The sequence below is a fragment of the Streptococcus sp. 2741 genome (assembly GCF_013276315.1).
In the GTDB taxonomy this organism is placed as follows: Bacteria; Bacillota; Bacilli; order Lactobacillales; family Streptococcaceae; genus Streptococcus; species Streptococcus pseudopneumoniae.
Genome location: NZ_VMKU01000016.1, coordinates 14,536 through 34,322, shown reverse-complemented (window position 1 = coordinate 34,322; position 19,787 = coordinate 14,536). Strand labels below are relative to the sequence as shown.

General features: G+C 39.9%; 17 protein-coding genes and 1 pseudogene. 2 read left to right on the top strand and 16 right to left on the bottom strand.

The annotated features are described in order from the left end of the window. Window positions 1-116: 116 nt before the first annotated feature. The 13 genes and pseudogenes from HT671_RS02135 to hprK form a co-directional block, all read right to left on the bottom strand. Window positions 117-1,421, bottom strand: a complete 1,305-nt coding sequence (locus HT671_RS02135; protein WP_138703293.1) for an RsmF rRNA methyltransferase first C-terminal domain-containing protein — start codon at window positions 1,419-1,421, stop codon at window positions 117-119. Then, on the bottom strand, window positions 1,422-2,195 hold the full coding sequence (locus tag HT671_RS02130) for an inositol monophosphatase family protein (RefSeq protein WP_138703294.1): 774 nt from the start codon (window positions 2,193-2,195) through the stop codon (window positions 1,422-1,424). After that, on the bottom strand, window positions 2,185-2,463 hold the full coding sequence (locus HT671_RS02125; RefSeq protein WP_001041980.1) for a UPF0223 family protein: 279 nt from the start codon (window positions 2,461-2,463) through the stop codon (window positions 2,185-2,187). The genes HT671_RS02130 and HT671_RS02125 overlap by 11 nt, the downstream gene beginning before the upstream one ends. After that, window positions 2,463-2,864 carry a Spx/MgsR family RNA polymerase-binding regulatory protein gene (locus tag HT671_RS02120; protein ID WP_000631259.1) on the bottom strand — a complete coding sequence of 134 codons (402 nt, stop codon included), beginning with the start codon at window positions 2,862-2,864 and terminating at the stop codon, window positions 2,463-2,465. The genes HT671_RS02125 and HT671_RS02120 overlap by 1 nt, the downstream gene beginning before the upstream one ends. A gap of 210 nt (window positions 2,865-3,074) precedes the next feature. Continuing rightward, window positions 3,075-3,692: a TIGR01906 family membrane protein gene (locus HT671_RS02115; RefSeq protein ID WP_138703295.1), complete on the bottom strand. Its 618-nt coding sequence runs from the start codon at window positions 3,690-3,692 to the stop codon at window positions 3,075-3,077. After that, complete coding sequence (locus HT671_RS02110; protein WP_138703296.1) at window positions 3,682-4,455, bottom strand: TIGR01457 family HAD-type hydrolase; 774 nt, start codon at window positions 4,453-4,455, stop codon at window positions 3,682-3,684. Before HT671_RS02110 ends, HT671_RS02115 begins: the two co-directional genes overlap by 11 nt. Before the next feature lie 10 nt (window positions 4,456-4,465). Then, a complete protein-coding gene (locus HT671_RS02105) occupies window positions 4,466-5,203 on the bottom strand; it encodes an acyl-[acyl-carrier-protein] thioesterase (RefSeq protein WP_100104577.1) in 738 nt (245 codons plus the stop codon). A 4-nt stretch (window positions 5,204-5,207) separates the two neighbouring features. Continuing rightward, on the bottom strand, window positions 5,208-6,338 hold the full coding sequence (gene hemW / locus HT671_RS02100) for a radical SAM family heme chaperone HemW (RefSeq protein ID WP_001170091.1): 1,131 nt from the start codon (window positions 6,336-6,338) through the stop codon (window positions 5,208-5,210). Window positions 6,339-6,513: 175 nt separating this feature from the next. Continuing rightward, window positions 6,514-10,611, bottom strand: a complete 4,098-nt coding sequence (locus HT671_RS02095; RefSeq protein WP_100104568.1) for a G5 domain-containing protein — start codon at window positions 10,609-10,611, stop codon at window positions 6,514-6,516. Window positions 10,612-10,969: 358 nt separating this feature from the next. Then, entirely contained in the window at window positions 10,970-11,365 is a 396-nt protein-coding gene (locus HT671_RS02090) for a YtxH domain-containing protein (RefSeq protein WP_000517395.1), read from the bottom strand. Continuing rightward, a pseudogene (locus HT671_RS02085) lies at window positions 11,338-11,764 on the bottom strand (DUF948 domain-containing protein). The gene HT671_RS02090 and the pseudogene HT671_RS02085 overlap by 28 nt, the downstream one beginning before the upstream one ends. Beyond that, window positions 11,765-12,553: a prolipoprotein diacylglyceryl transferase gene (gene lgt / locus HT671_RS02080; protein WP_000886657.1), complete on the bottom strand. Its 789-nt coding sequence runs from the start codon at window positions 12,551-12,553 to the stop codon at window positions 11,765-11,767. Next, complete coding sequence (gene hprK / locus HT671_RS02075) at window positions 12,546-13,481, bottom strand: HPr(Ser) kinase/phosphatase (protein ID WP_166735314.1); 936 nt, start codon at window positions 13,479-13,481, stop codon at window positions 12,546-12,548. Before hprK ends, lgt begins: the two co-directional genes overlap by 8 nt. Before the next feature lie 96 nt (window positions 13,482-13,577). Between hprK and HT671_RS11510 the strand changes: the two genes are divergently transcribed. Then, on the top strand, window positions 13,578-13,724 hold the full coding sequence (locus HT671_RS11510; RefSeq protein WP_240153260.1) for a hypothetical protein: 147 nt from the start codon (window positions 13,578-13,580) through the stop codon (window positions 13,722-13,724). 39 nt (window positions 13,725-13,763) lie between these two features. On the opposite strand, the gene rpsU is transcribed toward HT671_RS11510, so the two are convergent. Together rpsU and HT671_RS02060 are read right to left on the bottom strand one after the other, a co-directional pair. Further along, complete coding sequence (gene rpsU / locus HT671_RS02065; protein WP_000048054.1) at window positions 13,764-13,940, bottom strand: 30S ribosomal protein S21; 177 nt, start codon at window positions 13,938-13,940, stop codon at window positions 13,764-13,766. Between the two features lie 138 nt (window positions 13,941-14,078). Next, the gene (locus HT671_RS02060; protein ID WP_054392789.1) at window positions 14,079-14,786 is read right to left on the bottom strand and encodes a glucosamine-6-phosphate deaminase; all 708 of its coding nucleotides are present in this window, start codon (window positions 14,784-14,786) and stop codon (window positions 14,079-14,081) included. Between the two features lie 150 nt (window positions 14,787-14,936). Here HT671_RS02060 and queA point away from each other — a divergent pair, with 150 nt between their 5' ends. Next, entirely contained in the window at window positions 14,937-15,965 is a 1,029-nt protein-coding gene (gene queA / locus HT671_RS02055; RefSeq protein ID WP_001090168.1) for a tRNA preQ1(34) S-adenosylmethionine ribosyltransferase-isomerase QueA, read from the top strand. A 507-nt stretch (window positions 15,966-16,472) separates the two neighbouring features. On the opposite strand, the gene HT671_RS02050 is transcribed toward queA, so the two are convergent. Beyond that, window positions 16,473-19,655 carry a PspC-related protein choline-binding protein 1 gene (locus tag HT671_RS02050; protein WP_172923020.1) on the bottom strand — a complete coding sequence of 1,061 codons (3,183 nt, stop codon included), beginning with the start codon at window positions 19,653-19,655 and terminating at the stop codon, window positions 16,473-16,475. Between the last annotated feature and the right edge of the window lie 132 nt (window positions 19,656-19,787).

The window sequence follows — 19,787 nt, the reverse complement described above, 5'->3', positions numbered from 1 at the left end:
TGATTTTCATTGAGTAGTAAAACTACATGTGATGGCAATCAAGATATCAAGAATCATCCTACTAAAAAAATCCATACTTTCACTATAACATAGAATAAGATATTTGACTAGCATTTTCACTTGAATCTGAGGCCTTTTGGAAAATAATTTTTCAAAACATTTCCAGTAACCTTTGCAAAGCCCAAGCCATTGCCTTTAACCAAAACTTGGTACCAACCATTAGGCAGACTTTCTACCAGCTGAACGGTTTCTCCAGCGGCATACTTTACAAACGCTTCTTGGGCAATTTCAACTGACTGCTTGACCTGACTCGGTTTCAAGGCTAGACCAAGAGCAAAACTAGGTTCAAAACGTTTCTTCTTAAAGGTTCCTAGATGCAGTCCATTGCGAGCAATCTTGAGTTTTCCTAAATCTGGCAAGAGTTCGGGCAAGAGATAAAGTTGGTCACCAAAAGTCTGCAAGATTCCCCTTAGATTGACCTGCAAATGTTTTTGTGCAAATTCCTGCCACAAAGTAACTTGTTCTCGGCTGAGATTGCTCTTACTTGCCTTACATTTTGGTGCTGGATTGTCACCCTTAAATTGCAAATGGGCTACAAATTGCCCCTCTCCCTTAAAATGATGAGGGTACATCCGAGCCGTTTCTGGCAGGTCAATACCAGCTACCATTCCATTGATATGCTCTACTGGCAACAAGTCAAAATCATACTCTTCCAGCAACCACTTGACAATCTCTTCGTTTTCCTCGGGGGCCCAGGTACAGGTTGAATAAACCAAGCGACCACCTTCAGCTAGCATGGTTACTGCATCTTCCAGAATTTCTTTTTGCAAGTTAGCGCATTGACTCGGATAATCTAAGCTCCAATAGTCCATAGCATCTGGCTGCTTACGAAACATTCCTTCCCCAGAGCAAGGAGCATCAAGGACAATGAGGTCAAAATAGCCCTTAAAAACCTTGGCCAAACGGTCAGCAGATTCATTGGTCACTACAACATTTGTCGCTCCAAAGCGCTCCATGTTTTCAACCAAAATCTTAGCCCGTTTGCTTGAAATTTCATTGGAAACAAGTATCCCCTCCCCTGCTAGATAGGCTGCTAGTTGAGTGGATTTTCCACCCGGTGCAGCAGCCAAATCCAAGACCTTCATACCAGGACTGGGCTGGGCTACCTGAGCAACCATTTGGGCAGCGGGTTCTTGCGAATAAACCAAACCAGTAGCATGCTCAGGCGATTTCCCTGAAACCTTCCCATAGTGGCCCCAAGGGGTTTGAGTAATGGCATCAGAAAAGGAAAGTTGCTCTTCTTTTAAGGGATTGACCCGAAAGGCCGAAACCGCTTCCTCCTCAAAAGAGGCAAGAAAATCTCTTGCCTCATCTCCTAGTATTTCTTTATATTTTTCAACAAATCCTTCTGGAAATTTCATTTAAGTTCTTTTCCTTTCGTAAATATAGGACTGAATTTCCTCCTGCATCTCAAGAGGCACCATCATGACCGGCTGTCTGGTTTGAAAATCAGGAGCTTCACCAAAAAGGGTCACAACCCGATAGCCCAGACTTTCCCCTAAAATACTAGCCGCAGCATAATCCCATGGTTGCAGATAGGTGACATAGGTCAACAAATGCCCTGACAAAATCTTGGCAAAACTAATGGCCGCACTCCCATAGACACGAACACCGAGGACCGCTCGACTCAAATCAGCCAAGCCCCATTCATTGGTTTCCAGCATACCACTATTTCCTGCAATGAGAAAATCGCCAAGGGGTTTTGCTTTAAAGGGAGCTAGGGGCTTATCATTTAGACAAACTGGAAATTCCCCACCACCGTGGTAACAATCCCCCTTGACCATATCATAAATCAGTCCAAACTGCCCCTGACCATTTTCAAAATAAGCCATCATAACAGCAAAATCTTCCTGCTGGGCTACAAAGTTATTGGTACCATCAATGGGATCAATGACCCAAACCTTGCCCTCTTGAACCGAAGCTCGCAGACACCCTTCTTCAGCACAAATCTTATCCTCAGGATAACGGGACAAAATCTCACCAACCAAGAGTTCCTGAACTTCCTTGTCCAGTCTGGTCACCAAGTCTGTTGGAGAGGACTTGGTCTCAACACGCAAGTCTTCCTGCATGTGGTCAAGGATGTACTGACCCGCTTTCTTAATTAGCTCTTTAGCAAATTCAAATTTACTTTCCAAGAGAAATCTTTCCTTCCCCTTTTTCCTTAGCCGCCTGAACTGCTCGGTAAAGCGAATAGCCACTGACTGTTTCAAATTCTCGTCCCAAACGTTTTTCTTCACTCTTTCTTGGCACAACCGCCTTGAATCGCTTATAGGAGTCCAGTAACTTTTTAGCCTCTACCTTGCCTTCATAGGCAGCTTCAACATCATTAAAAAAAGAAAGCACTGAAGCAAGTTCTTCAGTGCTCCACGACAAATCTAGTGGGTAACTATACTGTTTGTTCATTAACTAATACCAGCTCTCATTCTTGCTTCTTTTAGTTCTTGCTTACGGTAACTACGAGGGAGAAAAGCACGAATCTCATCTTCATTAAAACCGATCTGCATACGTTTGGCATCAATAATAATTGGACGACGCAAAAGACTAGGATACTGCTCAATCAAATGAAGCAATTCCGATACCGAAATACTCTCTACATCAATATTCAATTTTTGAAAAATTTTTGAACGAGTTGAAATGATGTCATCAGTACCATTTTCGGTCAAGGAAAGGATGTGTTGCAATTCTTTTCTTGTTAAAGGACTGGTCATAATATTGTGTTCCACAAAGGGAACCTTATGTTTTTCTAACCAGGCCTTCGCCTTACGACATGATGTACAGCTCGGTGATAGAAATAGTGTAATCATGCTTTTCTCTTCTTATCTATACTTTGCTACTTCTATTATACAAAAAAATAAAGCGCTTGACTAGAGATTTTTAGAAAAAAAGCCTATTTTTTCAAGAAAAATAGACTGTTCGCGAACGATTGCCTTTGTTTGAATTTGATTAGTTCCTTCTTAACCATGGTTTCAAACAATATGCATTTTTATATACGTAAATTAAAAACAGCTTTCATTTCACTTCCTACGACTTTTCAGATACAGATAGCCAAAGAAGCTTTCATAGAGGGCAAAAAAGAGGAGGAAGGCATGAAGGAAGAAAGTCTCTGGTAAAATCAGAATAACTGGATCCTTGGCTGGGTCAAAAAGCCAGGTATCATCTCCCACAAAGAGAATTTGATGGAACAGAGTAAAGAATTGGTCAAAACCAATCAAAACTCCCCCAAGCCCAATCAGTAAAGGCAAAACCACTAGAGCCAAAAGCCTCTTACTAAATAGAGACAAGAAGCCCTTTTTCACAATCCCTTCGACAAAGAAATAGAAACTTGGCAGTGTCACTAGAGCTACTAGCTGAACCAAGTGGAAGAGATTCTTGACCACTGCAAAATGGTGTAGCCCAGCAGATGACGAACGAAAATCTGGCATCTCTAGGACCTGACTAAATGGATTGGTCAGATAATTCATCAAGATATGAAAGTTGTACTGAATGGTTTCTGGTTTTAGATAAACTCGCTCCGTCAAGTTCAGCCACTCAATCTCCATAGGATAGAAAATCCAAGCCAAATAAATGGTCAGAAGGATAGAAAGAGAGAGGAGAAAGAGCATAGAGCCCCAAAAGGTCAGTTTAGTTTTCATCAAAATCCCACTCCGCAAGGCTAGAAACCACATGTGTCGGTGCGATTGGTAGGCCAGCTACTTCTTCTGCCTTGGTAAAACCTGTCGTCACCAAGAGCGTTGGAATGCCATTATCAATCCCAGCTCGAATATCCGTCAGATAGTTGTCCCCGACCATGATTAACTCTTCACGTTCCAAACCTAAATGCTCAACCGCCTTGTCCATAATGATGGCATTTGGTTTTCCGATATAAACCGGCTTCACTCGTGTCGCTACGTCAAGCAGCGTAATCAGCGAACCAGCACCAGGCAAAAGACCACGCTCTGTCGGGATATTGAGGTCAGGATTGGTTCCGATAAAATGGGCACCCTTTTGGATAGCTAGAGTTGCTGTCGCAAATTTTTCATAGTCAACTTGCCAATCCAGACCTACTACCACATAGGCAGGATTTTCCTTGTCTTCCACATAGCCAGCCGCCTTGATGGCTTCCTTGAGCCCTGATTCTCCGATGACATAGACGGTCTTTTCAAGACCCAAGTCGTTCATATAGTCGATAGTTGCCAAAGTCGCTGTGTAGACAGTCGACAGGGGCGTATCGATATTAAAATTCTGGGCCAACATTTCCTGAACACTCTCAGGAGTGCGAGTTGTATTGTTGGTCACAAAAAGATAGGGGATGTCCCGCTTTTGCAATTCATGGACAAAAGCCTCCCCTGCTGGGATTCTGTCTTTCCCCTTATAAATGGTTCCGTCTAAATCAATTAAATAGCCTTTGTATTTCATCTATTTCTCCCTAATCCTTTTTTATTTCTTGCCAAGTGATGATAGCTTGGGCATTGGTAGCACCGTCGCTTGTGATCTCATGCTTGCTTTCCAGTCCAGTCCTTTCAACAGCTGATGTAATCACCCCACCTGGTCGAACTTCCTTGACATACTTGAGGTTGATTCTCTTGGGAATATATTGGGTCAAAAAATCCGCTCCCATGACCTCAAAAATCCAGTCCAGATACTTACTGTTATTGACATGGCCATTCATATCCAAGTCGTAAAAACGAACATGGTAATCCTTGCTGATCGGCTTTTCCAAGGACTCATACTTCGGTCCACGGATAAGTTTTTTATCAAAATCAGACTGGTAAGGAGCCACAATCTCAGGTTCAACAGCATGGACTTTTCGACTGTCGCGGTCCATGAGAACAAAAGTCGCCATCATGTGGATGAGTTCCTGACCTGCTTCATCATAAATGGTAAAGCGACGGTAGCAAAAGAGCCGATTGTAGCTCAAAGCTTCCGTTTCGATGGTGATTTCTTCCCCAAAACGAGGCAAACGAACCACCTCAATATCGTATTCTGTGATAATCCAGACCAGATTATGATCTTCTAAAATGGCCTTATCACTAACTCCCAGTTCAATCGACTGCATCCCTGAAACTTGTAGGGACAGCAAAATCACATCTGGAAGTTTGATATGACCGTTCATGTCAGCCATATCAAAAGGAATTTTCATGTTCATTTGATAAGTTAAGCCCATCATCCTACTCCAAAATAAATCGTTCTGCTACGGTGTCTCCTAAGAAGAGACCTCTTTTTGTCATGCGAACTCGGTCACCGTCTATTTGCATGAGACCCTGTTGAACCAAGTCTCTAACAATTTCTCCATAAAGTCCATCAAAAGACCGTCCAAATTTTTCCTCAAATCGCGCCATGGAGACTCCTGATTTCTTGCGGAGTCCCAGGAACATTTCTTCTTCCATTTGCTCTTTTTGACTCAGGTACTCCTCTGTGATACGAGCATTGCCTTCCTCAACCGCATTAAGATAATGGCGAATGGGACCATGATTTTTATATCGAATACCATTGACATAACCAGATGCTCCAGCACCGATGCCATAGTATTCAGCATTGTCCCAGTACATAAGATTGTGGCGACTTTCAAAACCAGGTTTGGAGAAATTAGAAATCTCATAATGCTCAAAGCCTGCTCGCTCAAGCTCAGTGATGATGTACTCAAACATCTCCGCTTCCAGTTCCTCCTTAGGCAGAGGCAATTTCCCTCGTCGCATACGGTTCATAAAGACCGTATGATTTTCCAAAATCAAGCTATACAAACTCATGTGGGGAATATCCAGTCCAATGGCCTTAGCCACATTTTCCTGGACCTGCTCCATGGTCTGACCAGGCAGCGCATAAATCAAATCAATGGAGATGTTGTCAAAACCAGCCAATTTCAGGCGGTCGATATTTTCATAAATATCCTTCTCCAAATGACTGCGCCCAATCTTTTTCAGCATCTTGTCGTCAAAGGTCTGCACGCCTAGCGAAACACGATTGACAGCCGAGTTTTTCAAAACAGCAATCTTATCCGCTTCCAAGTCGCCTGGATTGGCTTCAATGGTCAACTCTTCCAAGGCAGACAAGTCCAAGTTTTTAGTCAAGCCCTTCAATAACACCTCCAGTTGCGGAGCTGACAAGGCTGTTGGTGTCCCACCACCAATGTAGAGGGTCCGCAACTTTTGAATATCATAAGAACGAAACTCTTCTAACAGATGCTCTAAATAACTGTCGACTGGCTGATTCTTAATAAAAACTTTTGAAAAATCACAATAATAACAAATCTGGGTACAAAATGGGATGTGCACATAGGCTGACGTTGGTTTTTTCTGCATAGTACTTATTATACCACAAAAGCGAACAATACTTAGAATTCCCTTTAACAAAATCCTAGCATTGTTCGCTTTCTTTATCTAAACATTCTTTTTATTTTATGACGAACACGATTCCCAGAACCAATCTAGTTTGTCTTTACAATACAAAAGAATGAATGTTCATTTGACTAAATTTTTAGTCTTCTTTTTTCTTTCTAAGAGCAAGTCCGAGACCGCCTAGCAGACCAAGAAGTTCTAGAGATGCAAGAGTCGCATTTGATTCTGTTCCTGTATTTGGCAATACATTTTGAGAATCATTTGATTTAGCTCCGTTATCACTATCACTAGCATCTGTAGTATCTTCATGATTTTCATTCGGAGTAACTGCATCTGGAATTGGAGTTGTTGGTGCAGGTGTATCTTGATCAGAACCTCCATTAGTAGCAGGTGTGACTGGAGTTTCTGGAGTGACTTTACCTGGTGTTACCTTAGCTGGTGTTGTTATATTATTAGCAATGTGTTCTGTGATATGACCGTCCTTTGAGTCTACATCATAAGTGGTTGTAGTAACTGTTTTACCTTTAGCTCCTTCAATACGTTCATTAGGTGTGTCAACTTCTCGTTCACCATCTCTAACATATTCAACTTCAGGTTCAATCGGGGTTTCTACTACTTTGTCCTTGGCTGCGACTTTGACGACTGTATTCGTTGGTTCTTTCGTTTTCCCATAAGTTAGCACGGTTGTTGGAGTTATCTTACCTGTTTTTGGATTAACTTCATAGGTAGTGGTCTCAATCACATCACGACCTTCAGAATCTTTAGATTGTTCAACCTTAGTTTTAGCTCCTACTTTAACGATTGTCTTACCTGCTGGGGTGACGACTGGGGTGCCAACGTGTTCTGTGATATGACCGTCCTTTGAATCTACATCGTAAGTGGTTGTAGTAACTGTTTTACCTTTAGCTCCTTCAATACGTTCATTAGGTGTGTCAACTTCTCGTTCACCATCTCTAACATATTCAACTTCAGGTTCAATTGGTGTTTCTACTATTTTGTCCTTGGCTGCGACTTTGACTATTGTTGCTGTTGGATTTACTACTACTGGTTTTCCTACTGTTTCTGTAATAGCGCCTGTAGTAGAATCAACACTATATGTTGTTGTGATAGTACTTGAACCTGCTTGGCCTGCTTCTTCCACATTTGGTTGATTTTTGTCGCGTGTATCATCTTTCACATATTTCTTAGGTGATGAGATTTCTGTTTTTTCTACTTTGTCCTTCGCTGCGACTTTGACGACTGTATTCGTTGGTTCTTTCGTACGAACTGGTTTACCTTCACTTGCTGTAATCTTTCCAGTATTAGTGTCCACAGTGTAAGTTGTTGTGATAGCGTCTTCACCATCTTCACCTTTAACAGTAGTTGGGACTGTACCTTTTTCTTTCGTATCATCTTTTTCGTAAACTACTGGAGATGGTACTACCATCTTCTCAATCGTTAGTTCTTTCCTTGTCCCGTAAGTAGTTACTGTTGTAGAAGTTACCTTACCTGTTTTTGGATCAACTTCATAAGTTGTAGTGTTGATAACTTCACGACCTTGGTCATCCTTGCTACTCTCAACCTTAGTTTTAGCTCCAACCTTAACTATTGTTTTACCAGCTGGGGTGACCACTGGCTTACCAACCTGTTCTGTGACTGTTCCATTATTTGGATTAACGTCATACCTTGTAGTCGTTACAGATTTTCCTTTTGCTCCTTTTCTAGGCTTGTCTGGTGTACCAAAGTCACGAGTGTCATCTCTTTCATAAACCACTGTGGGCTCAATTGGCGTTTCTACTACTTGATCCTTAGCCGCGACTTTAACGATTGTTTCTGTTGGATTTACTATTACTGGATTTCCTTCATTTGGAGTAACTTCCCCATTGTCTGGATTTACTGTGTAAGTCGTGGTAGTTGTCTTACTTCCGTCTTTTCCTGGAACAGTAATATTGGCTTGGCCTTTTTCTCGACTAGCATCTTTTTCGTATTTTACTGGAGATGGGATTGTTTCTACGTCTACTTTATCCTTAGCTCCTACTTTTACAACTCTAGCTATTGGTAGAGTTACGACTTCTGATCCCCCTTTTGATGGAGTTAGGGCTCCATTTACTGGATTTACGCTATAGGTTGTGATGACTTTAGATTTTCCTGATTTCCCTAGAAATTGAACGGTATCAGTACCTTTTGGACTGTTTTCATCTTTTAAATAAACTGTTTTGGGTTCAACTGAATTATACTCAACTATATCCTTCGCGCCACCTTTATTGACTACTTCTTCCTTCTTAGTCGAAGTAAGGCTGCCAGTTTTTGAGTTTACTGTGTAGCTTGTTGTCTTCTTAACAACGTCGTCTCCTTTTTTAATGTATTCTACTTCATCCTTGGCTGCGACTTTGACAACTGTTTCTATTGCCGGTTGCTTAACTACTGGTTGTCCTACATGTTCAATCAGATCTCCAGTGTTAGGATCTACACTATAAGTTGTTGTTACTGTACTAGTACCTGAAGTACCAGTTGTTGTTACATTAGCTTCACCTTTAGCTCTTGTGGCATCTTTTTCATAACGTACACTTGGCTCAAGTTGGGTAACGACAACTGTAGATTTGGCTCCATCTTTCTTAAACACTTCATCAATTGTATTGTTAGTAATCTGTCCTGTATCGAGATCTTTCATACTCACAGTTATTGACTTAATGATGTCATCTCCGCGTTTACTATATACAACAGTTTCTCCAACTTTTTCTACAGATTTAACTGTTGCAATGTTTTTATCTTGATAACCTGTCCCATCTAAGGAAATTCGTTTCCCAGATATAAACTCTGATCGTCTATTAATCATATCAGCTTCAAAATAAGAACGTGAACTGTGACCTCCACTGGTTCGTCCAACATTTATAACAACATCACTATCATTGCTGACGCCTTTTCTTATCGCCAAATCATTATCAACAATATAATGAGTCATTTTACCAGACTTGGCTATTTTTTTGCTATCTAAACCTTTTTGCCAAAATTCACGACTGGAAAGCAAATTGGTCACAACTTTTGGAGCATTAAAGGTTGTGCCTTTTTTTAATACATTATTATAAACGTTTCTATAAGCCAACTGTTCTTTAGGAGACATGACTCTGCTGTCAGAATATGCCAACTGATAAGCTTCAACCATTGCCCGTTGTACTAAATATCCTCCTAAAGAATGACCTGTCAAATAAAGATTAGTAATACTCTTATCTTTAGCTAGTTCATGCATAATATTTTCTGCATCTATCCCTTGTTGAGGATTGCTTCCTAATCCAAGTGTTATATCAGCTCCTATATCTTTCGCATCACTTGTTCCACGAAAGGCTAATACTTGTGCAGTTCCATTTGGTAAATATAAGAAATCACTCTTCGTTTCATACAAGACAGCATCTAGTCCACTGGAGGTATGGTAACTTTTCTTCCTTTCCCAATAAGGCCCCAATTCCTTATTCATCATCATATACTCATAACGTGGTTTACTGTCACCATTCTTTTTATATAACTCTGACTCTGTTAAGGGTCTCTTATGATCCAGCACTCTATCAATATAATTATCATCACGGTAGGATAATTCCATGAACATAATCATATCGCGCTCACTTACATTCCATTTTAATTTTTCATCTGGCTTTTCTTTACTGTCAATAATACCATCACCATCAGTATCTTCTAATAAGGGATGACTATTATAACCTACATATTTTTTCCCACCTTTTTCATAAATATAAAGTTCTTCTTTATCCTTCAAGTAATCATCATCTGTATAGGCTTCTGGACTTAACTTAGAGCCGTTTAACAATAAACTATCAAGCTTATTACCTTCTGAACCGATTACTCCTGCTTTTATTTGCTTAGCATACTCATCAGTTAATTCATACTTTTTAACCTCGGAAGGATTTGATGCTGCTCTCACCGCTGGAGTGCTTGATCTGTCTTCACCCGCCACGAAATCCCTTGTGGTCAAGCTATTATTTTCCTTATTCCCAGATCTGACGGGTTCTGTAGTCCTTGTAGATCCTATTGGAACATCTCTGGTATCTAACTCAGAAGAAGGATTATTTTGATTATCTAGTATAGGTTGAACTTCTTCTCTTTTATCCACAGAAGATGGAGAATTTTCCGTAGAAGCAAGTACTCCCTGGGATGGTGTAAACAAGGCAATGCCTATTAATACAGAAGCCACTCCAACAGAAAACTTTCGAATCGAAAAACATTGACGTTTATTAAAAATATCTTTCATTTTACCAACTTTCTTTCTAGCTATTTTTTACAAAATAGAGAGTTCTACTATTTTCCCTTGACAAAATACTAAACCCTTTCTTGACTAAAATTTTAGAACTTTTCCTCTGCTTGATTATAAACTACCACATTGATTTCTAATCATAAAAAAATGAATTGCTTAATATTAATAAAATATCAGTACAATATAAAAAATGTAAATATTTCACTTTCAACACTGCCATTATACCATAATACTCAATGAAAATCAAAAAACGCATAATATCAGGCCTTGAAAAACCTTGATACTATGCGTTTGATTATGGGAAGATCTACTTCATTTTCTCCTAGAATTGAGTTTTTGCCCAGTCTCATCAAATCTAGATTTTTTCTTCTTTGATATCAATCACAATCTCTTCTGATTCATCAAGAATTTCGGCCTTTTCTTGCCATTGCTCTTTGAGATTATTGAATCGATATTTTGATACTTCTGTCGCTTGACGAGCACATGATTTGGCTTGAGCAAGGACGCTGTCCACAGTGATTTCACCCGACTCAACCTGTTCTTTGGTTTTAAGAACAAAATCTGTAGCCTGCTCCTTGACTTCTGTCAGTTTTTCACAGACCTGCTCCTTGGCATACTCTGGATTTTCTCTCAAATCATCCAGAAAATCTTGAGCCTGACTGCAAACTTGTTTGCCCTTGTCGCTTGTTAAAAACAAGGCAAGAGCTGCACCTGAAACGGTTCCTAAAAGGATTGAGGATAATTTACCCATAAGGATTCTCCTTTTTTATTTTTTTAAAAATTTACTTGCAAGACGAAGAGCTGATAAACTTGCCCCAGTCTTGAGTGTTTTTGAACCAGCTGATGAAGCTTTCTTGCTCAAGACACGCGCATGGTCATTGAGGTCTGAAACAGATAGAGATAAATCTGCAACAGCACTAAAGAGTGGATCAATCGTTGCCACCTTGACATTAATATCATCTGCCAAGACATTGATCTTAGACAGCAATTCATTGGTATGATGCAAGGTCACATCCACATCTGAAGTCAAGGTTTTAATCGTCTTCTCTGTTTCATCGATAACACGGCCAAGCTTTTGTACAGTAATGATTAGATACACTAAAAATACAATCAAAGCAAGGGCAACAAAAATATATGCAACTTCTAACATTTAGTTTTCCTCCTCTGTAACATAGTAAGGGGCCTTCTTTCGATTTTGATATAGAATGATAAAAATACCCAGTCCGATAAGGACAACTGATAGCCATTGAGACACTCGAAGGCCAAAGAACATGAGACTATCTGTTCGCATGCCTTCGATGACCATACGACCGAAACCATACCAAATCAAGTAAAAGGCCGTGATATGACCTCGTCTGAGACTTTTCCATTTTCGTCTAAAAATCAGAATCAAGGCAAATCCAAGTAGATTCCATAGGGACTCATAAAGAAAGGTCGGCTGACGGTAGCTCCCCTCAATATACATCTGGTCACGAATAAAGACAGGTAGATAATCCAAATTATCCACTGCTGCACCATAAGCTTCTTGGTTAAAGAAATTGCCCCAGCGACCCAAACTTTGGGCAATCATGACGCTAGGCGCCGCAATATCTAGAAAATCCCAAGTGTTAATGAGTTTACGATCAGCAAAGATATAGAGTACAAGTGCCCCAGTTATCAAACCACCGTAAATGGCCAAACCACCATTCCAAATGGCAAAAATCTCTCCCAAATTCTGACTATAATAATCAAAACGGAAAATGACATAGTAGAGACGAGCTCCTAAAATAGCCAAGGGAAAGGCTATCAAGATAAAATCTAAAATATCGTCTGGTATGATCTTCTTTCTAGGCGCTTCTTTCATGGTCAAATAAACCGCAAGAATCAAACCTGTAACAATACACAAGGCATACCAACGAATGGCTAGAGGGCCTAGTTGAATAGCAATTGGATCAAGCATTAGGCACCTCATTTCGAGCGATGAGACTTGTCAGTCGTTCTTCGAACAAACGGGTCGCATCAAAGCCCATTTCCTTGGCACGATAATTCATGGCAGCTGCCTCAATCACGACAGAAATATTACGACCTGTTTTAACTGGAATGCGGATACGAGGAATGGCTACGCCAGAAATTTCTATTTCCTCTGCATTGTTTCCAAGACGATCAAAAGTCTTATGTGTATCATAGTTTTCCAAATAGACAGCAAGTTGAACCTGTGAATAATCCTTGACGGCACTGGCACCGTAGAGGCTCATGACATCGATAATCCCAACCCCACGAATTTCAATCAGGTGTCTCAAGATTTCAGCCGGTTCACCCCAAAGAGTAATCTCATCCTTGGCAAAGATATCGACCCGGTCATCAGCTACCAAGCGGTGACCACGTTTGACAAGTTCCAGACCTGTCTCACTCTTACCAATTCCACTATCTCCCTGAATCAAGACGCCCATCCCATAGATATCCATCAAAACCCCATGAACACTGGTACGTTCTGCCAAACGAGAATCCAGATAGCTAGATAACTCTCCAGATAAACGACTTGTCGCTGTACGGCTGGTTAAAATAGCAATCTTACATTCTCTGGCTGCTTTTAACATCTCCTCTGGAACCACCAAACCACGGGCAACAATGACCGCTGGTGTCTCAGGTAGAAACATTTTTTTCAAAACTTCATAACGGCTGTTGGAAGGCATGCTGATCAGATAAGACCACTCCTTCATCCCCAAAAGTTGAATCCGCTCTGGCGTGTAGTAGTCAAAATAACCTGTCATTTCAAGACCAGGTCGCGTAATATCTGCTGTATTGATTTCCTTTTCAAGCAATTCTGGTTCGCCATAGACAATGTCTAGTCTAAGCTTTTCAATCACTTCTTTTACTAAAACCGACATCATTTCCTCCTTCAATCGAGTTCTTCTCTCTATTATATCAAATTGTAGGAGGAAGTTTCAGATTTTTGCAGGCTTTGGAGTATTTATTTATACTCAATGAAAATCAAAGAGCAAACTAGGAAACTAGCCACAGGCTGCTCAAAGCACTGCTTTGAGGTTGTAGATGAAACTGACGAAGTCAGTAACCATATCTACGGCAAGGCGACGTTGACGTGGTTTGAAGAGATTTTCGAAGAGTATTAAAAGAAAAAGGACTAGATTTCTCCAGCCTTTCATTTCAAATTAGAATTTTTTACGTTTACGAGCTGCTTCTGATTTACGTTTACGTTTTACAGAAGGTTTTTCATAGAATTCACGTTTGCGTGTTTCTTGAAGAGTACCAGCTTTAGTAACCGCACGTTTGAAACGACGAAGTGCGTCGTCAAGAGATTCATTCTTACGTACTACTGTTTTAGACATTTTTTTCACTCCCTTCAAGTTCAATATCTATTTTATTCTACACGTAAAAGGAATAATTGTCAAGCAAAAATGCGGTTTAATTTTGATTTTTTCTTACATTTATACAAGAGTTGAAAGCGTTCAATAGAACATTGCTTTTTATTTTTCAAGTAAGCTAAGCGCTTCAGCATCCGCAATAATGGTCACATCAGGGTGATTTTGGAGACTACTTGCAGGTAGATTCTCAGTCACTGGGCCAGACACTGTTCCGGCAATGGCTTCTGCTTTCGACTCACCGTAGGCAAAGAGAAGGATTGACTTGGCATCCAAGATGTTCTTAATCCCCATTGAAATAGCTTGGGTTGGGACGTCTTCAATCTTGTCAAAAAAGCGCGCATTGGCTTCAATAGTAGACTGGTCAAGTTCTACTAGATGCGTTTGACTGTCAAATGGAGTACCAGGCTCATTAAAGCCGATATGCCCATTGCGACCGATTCCCAAGATTTGCAGGTCAACTGGATGGTCAGCCAAAATTTGGTTGTAGCGTTCAACTTCAGCTTCAGCATGATCCTTAACACCACGAGGCAAGAAACTTTCTTTAAATGGTTTTTGGTTGAACAAGTTTTCTTGCATGAAGTGACGGTAAGACTGTGGATTGTCGCCATCAAGGCCTACATACTCATCAAGGTTGACACTGGTTAGATTTGAAAAATCGAGGTCACTTTCAACAATTTCCTTATAAAATTCAAGTGGACTACTTCCTGTCGCAAACCCTAAGGTTTGAGCGCCATTGGCTAATTTTTCCTTCAAAATCTCAAAAGCAACTTTTCCACCTTCGATTTGGTTTTCAACTTTAATAACTTTCATCTTTTCATCCTCCATTTCTATCTATTTTTATTATATGGTATAGACCAATTTTTGTCAAGTGAAAACGATTTAATTTCTAAAAAAAGAGCGTCTATACTTGAAACATGTTATAATGGATAGGATTAGAACTTAGAAAGAATGAACAGATATATGAATACAGCTGATTTTGACTTCCACTTACCTGAGGAATTGATTGCCCAAACACCCCTTGAAAAACGAGATGCCTCTAAACTCCTCATCGTCAACCGTGAGACAGGAAAAATGCAGGACAAACACTTCCACTCCATTATTGATATGCTGGAACCTGGTGATGCCCTCGTTATGAACGACACCCGCGTTCTCCCTGCCCGCCTCTATGGTCAAAAGGAAGAAACTGGAGGCCATGTGGAACTTCTCCTGCTCAAAAATACTGCTGGAGATGAGTGGGAAGTTCTGGCTAAACCTGCCAAACGCCTCAAGGTCGGTACTCGTATCAGCTTTGGTGATGGTCGCCTCAGCGCTGTCATTACAGAAGAATTGACCCACGGAGGCCGCATTGTCCGCTTCGAATACCACGGAATTTTCCTAGAAGTTTTGGAAAGTCTGGGTGAAATGCCGCTGCCACCTTATATCCACGAAAAACTGGATGACCGTGAACGCTATCAAACAGTTTACGCCAAGGAAAGCGGCTCAGCTGCTGCACCAACTGCTGGACTTCACTTCACCAAAGAACTGCTAGCAGAAATCCAAGCTAAGGGTGTTCATCTAGTCTATCTGACTCTTCATGTCGGACTCGGAACCTTTAGACCCGTTTCTGTGGACAATCTAGACGAACACGAAATGCACTCAGAGTTCTATCAACTTTCTGAGGAAGCAGCTGCAACTCTCCGCTCTGTTAAGGAAAATGGTGGTCGTGTCATCGCTGTCGGAACCACTTCTATCCGCACCTTGGAAACTATTGGTTCCAAGTTTGAGGGGCAAATCCAAGCAGATTCTGGTTGGACCAATATCTTTATCAAACCTGGCTATGAGTGGAAGGTCGTGGATGCTTTTTCAACCAACTTCCACCTGCCAAAATCAACTCTGGTCATGTTGGTTTCTGCCTTTGCAGGCCGTGAATTAGTCTTAGACGCTTATCACCATGCCATTCAAGAACACTACCGCTTCTTCAGTTTCGGTGATGCCATGTTTATTTATTGAGAAAGAATTTCTCTAAATCTTCTAATACCAATAAATCACTAAGATATTATTTCAAAGAACATCTACAATTGAAACTCTAGCTAGCTGTAGAGGACGCCTAGTACATTAAAATTAAAATGTTTCTCCCTAGCTGCGAAAATATTGCCATAGATTGCGTTGACTCTCCAAATCGATTCATCTATATTTTATTTCAGCTTCCTATATTTTCTTCGCTGTTTGTAAATCAAAATACAAGATACATGAGTAGCACCATATTTGTTACTCTTATCTGTCCTCTCAAGAGACTATTATGAGTGGTTTCAGAATCATTCACTACTTTGACCCTGACTCTCCTTAGTCTCAAAATCAAAGACTAAACAAAAAGTGAACAAACCTGAATTCTAATGTACAGAAGACTAGGCTTGTTCACTTTGTATAGTCGCTATAAGATGACCTTATCTATAGCTTTTTATACATAATTATATATTCAGACATACTATTATCAATTGTGTCGCAGGGAGGAATCTGTTAACGCACCCATTCACCATTATCATTGACTCTATAGCCATCTATACTTGTATTGATCGCTAGCTCACCCGATGCATTTACATAATACCATTTACTGCCAACTTGGAACCATTGATTGGCTTTCATAGAACCGTTGCTGTTGAGGTAGTACCATGAACCATTATTTTGTAGCCAACCTATCTCCATAGAACCATTATCGTTGAGATAGTACCATGAACCATCAACTTGCTCCCAACCTGTTGCCATGGAACCGTTAGAGTTGAGATAGTACCATGAACCATTCACTTGTGCCCAACCTGTTGCCATGGAACCGTTAGAGTTGAGATAGTACCATGAACCATTCACTTGTACCCAACCTGTTGCCATGGAACCATTAGAGTTGAGGTAGTACCATGAACCATTCACTTGTACCCAACCTGTTGCCATGGAACCATCAGTATTATAAAAATACCACATACCATTTTCTTGTTTCCAACCTGTTGTTGGAGCAACTGGTTTAGCTAACTCTACTGCTGCGTTTGTTCCTTGGTTAGATGTAACAGATACAGGATACGAAGGAATAGATGATTGCTCAGGAACAACAACTTTTTCAGGTTCTCTCGTCCCTCTCCTTATACGTCTTTTTACCATCTCTTTAGTAATTTGACGAGAAGTAGTTTCTTCAATTGTTCCATCACGTTCATCTACAGTATAGATTGTAGTAAGCGTAATTTCACCAATTTCTCCTGCTTCTTCTATTTCTTGACCTTTATCAAGAGTTGAGTCATCGAGATATTCTGTTTCGATTGGAATTTCTTGGACAAGAACTTGGGGCTTGGTTCCTTTTTTAACAACTCTTGTTTGAGAGTCTTCTTTTTGACTTAAAGTACTCTCAGTTACTTGTCCACTCTTTCCATCTACATCATAAGTTATCGTTGTAACTGTTTTCCCATTCTTTCCTAGAGTAATCTCTTGCTCCTGTCCTGCAGAAAGGTCATTGTCTGCTTCATATTTAGTAGCAAATGGAACAAGAACTTCTTCAACCTTGCTTTTGGCTGGAACTTTGATAACTGTATCCGTAGCTTCTTTTCTATCAACAGTAACCGTTTCGCTAACCTTACCAGTCTCTGGATTAACATCGTAGGTTCTTGTCGTGGTTACATAGCCATCTTCTCCGTCAACCATCTCAATAGCAGCTCCTCGGTCTCTAGTCTCATCTTTTTCATAACGGATGACACTTGTAGGCAGAACTTCACGCTCAACCTTGCTTTTGGCTGGAACTTTGATAACTGTATCCGTGGCTTCTTTTCTATCAACAGTAACCGTTTCGGTAACCTTACCAGTCTCTGGATTAACATCGTAGGTTCTTGTCGTGGTTACATAGCCATCTTCTCCGTCAACCATCTCAATAGAAGCTCCTCGGTCTCTACTTTCATCTTTTTCATAACGGATGACACTTGTAGGAAGGACTTCGCGGTCAACCTTGCTTTTGGCTGGAACTTTGATAACTGTATCCGTGGCTTCTTTTCTATCAACAGTAACCTTTTCGCTAACCTTACCAGTCTCTGGATTAACATCGTAGGTCGTCGTTGTGGTTACATAGCCATCTTCTCCGTCAATTGTAACAGGATTTTCATTACGGTCTCTAGTTTCATCTTTTTCAAAACGGATATTTGTACTTTTTTCGGCGATGCGTTTTTCTACCTTATCTTTAGCTGGAACTTTTACAACAGTAGGTGTAGGCTGAGTTAGTATTTTTTCAGTTGTTTCTAGTTCTGAGACTTCTCCAGTATTTGTATCTAATTTGTATGTTGTAGTGATTTCCTTAGTTCCATTTTCTCCAGGTATAGTTTCAGGGTTACTTCCTCTTGGATGTTCTAAATCTTTTTCGAACTTAACTTCTTTTGATTCAATATCTCCAACACGAACAGTAGGTTTAGTTCCGACTTTTATGATTTTCTTTTCCATAGGAGTTGTTACTTTTTCTGTAGAAGTATCCTCTACTGCTTTACCATTTTCAATTCTGTAAGTAGTAGTAATAGTTCTGATACCTAGTTTACCTTGACGATTTGGATCATCTACTTTTTTCCCTTTTTCTAACGTGGGGTCCGCCTCGTATTCTGCTTCTATTGGAATATCTTTATGCTCAATCTTATCTTTAGCAGGGACTTTTACAACAGTAGGAGTAGGCTGAGTTAGTATTTTTTCGGTTGTTTCTAGTTCTGAGACTTCTCCGGTATTTGTATCTAGTTTGTATGTTGTAGTGATTTCTTTAGTTCCTTTTTCTCCAGGTATAGTCTCAGGGTTACTTCCTTTTTGATGTTCTAAATCTTTTACGAACTTAACTTCTTCTGAATAAAAATCTTTAACACGAACAGTAGGTTTAGTACCAATTGTTATCACTTCAGTTTTAGGTTCTGTTCTTTTTTCTATTGGTGTATTAGGAGTAGGTGTACCATTAGTAGGGGATACACTATATGAAGTAGTTGTAACTATTTTTCCATTTTCTCCTGGAGTTTTTACTTTTCGTGTTCTAACTTCAAGATTATCATCGTTCTCATATATTTTTTTATGATTAATCGTAGTTTCTTGAATTTTATCTTGAGCTCCGACTTTATAGACGATATCTTGCGCTTTTTTCTCAATAGTAGTTGTGTTTTCTTTAACCGTAACCTCTCCAGTATTTTCGTTTAAAGAATAGGTAGTGGTAATTTTCTTAATACCATCCTCCCCATCACTTTCTGTTAAAACATTACTTCCAACAGGGCGAGTGTCATCTTTTATATATCTAATAGTAGAGTTAATCGTTTCGGTAACTACAGTAGGCTTTGTTCCCACTTTTATTATTTCTGTTTGAGGTTGAAGAATAACAACGTCAGATTTCTCGCTGACTAACTGTAAAGTTGTAGACGAATATGTTTTTACGGTAGCTTTTATTCCTTTTTTACCAGGTGTTTTTGTTTCTTGCGTTCCTTTAGGAAGATTGTCATCTCTTTCGTATATTGTTTCATAGGGGATATCTTTTCGGTTATCTTGGGTTTCAAAAGTATCCTCCAATTCACTGGTCACATCTGCCCCATCAGCATGAACAAAACTTGTATTCAGGATTCCTCCTAAAAATAAAGTTAGCCCGATTATCACAGAACCAAAAATCTTCCCGAGTTTACGTAATGCATAGCGCTTATTAGTATTAGATTTTGCCATTACATCCTCCTTCTAAAAATTACTACTTCTAGTATAGCATCTTTTTTGGTAAATGTTAAACAATATGTTTTATACATCAAATAAACTTAGAATGCCATTTATTATATTTACAATAAATAGTTGACTTCGATA

Excerpts from the sequence above, each read along its gene's own strand:
- HT671_RS02135 (WP_138703293.1), bottom strand. The coding sequence starts at position 1,421 with ATGAAATTTCCAGAAGGATTTGTTGAAAAATATAAAGAAATACTAGGA.
- HT671_RS02125 (WP_001041980.1), bottom strand. The coding sequence starts at position 2,463 with ATGAACAAACAGTATAGTTACCCACTAGATTTGTCGTGGAGCACTGAA.
- HT671_RS02120 (WP_000631259.1), bottom strand. The coding sequence starts at position 2,864 with ATGATTACACTATTTCTATCACCGAGCTGTACATCATGTCGTAAGGCG.
- HT671_RS02115 (WP_138703295.1), bottom strand. The coding sequence starts at position 3,692 with ATGAAAACTAAACTGACCTTTTGGGGCTCTATGCTCTTTCTCCTCTCT.
- HT671_RS02110 (WP_138703296.1), bottom strand. The coding sequence starts at position 4,455 with ATGAAATACAAAGGCTATTTAATTGATTTAGACGGAACCATTTATAAG.
- HT671_RS02105 (WP_100104577.1), bottom strand. The coding sequence starts at position 5,203 with ATGGGCTTAACTTATCAAATGAACATGAAAATTCCTTTTGATATGGCT.
- hemW (WP_001170091.1), bottom strand. The coding sequence starts at position 6,338 with ATGCAGAAAAAACCAACGTCAGCCTATGTGCACATCCCATTTTGTACC.
- HT671_RS02095 (WP_100104568.1), bottom strand. The coding sequence starts at position 10,611 with ATGAAAGATATTTTTAATAAACGTCAATGTTTTTCGATTCGAAAGTTT.
- HT671_RS02090 (WP_000517395.1), bottom strand. The coding sequence starts at position 11,365 with ATGGGTAAATTATCCTCAATCCTTTTAGGAACCGTTTCAGGTGCAGCT.
- lgt (WP_000886657.1), bottom strand. The coding sequence starts at position 12,553 with ATGCTTGATCCAATTGCTATTCAACTAGGCCCTCTAGCCATTCGTTGG.
- hprK (WP_166735314.1), bottom strand. The coding sequence starts at position 13,481 with ATGTCGGTTTTAGTAAAAGAAGTGATTGAAAAGCTTAGACTAGACATT.
- HT671_RS11510 (WP_240153260.1), top strand. The coding sequence starts at position 13,578 with ATGAAAATCAAAGAGCAAACTAGGAAACTAGCCACAGGCTGCTCAAAG.
- rpsU (WP_000048054.1), bottom strand. The coding sequence starts at position 13,940 with ATGTCTAAAACAGTAGTACGTAAGAATGAATCTCTTGACGACGCACTT.
- HT671_RS02060 (WP_054392789.1), bottom strand. The coding sequence starts at position 14,786 with ATGAAAGTTATTAAAGTTGAAAACCAAATCGAAGGTGGAAAAGTTGCT.
- queA (WP_001090168.1), top strand. The coding sequence starts at position 14,937 with ATGAATACAGCTGATTTTGACTTCCACTTACCTGAGGAATTGATTGCC.
- HT671_RS02050 (WP_172923020.1), bottom strand. The coding sequence starts at position 19,655 with ATGGCAAAATCTAATACTAATAAGCGCTATGCATTACGTAAACTCGGG.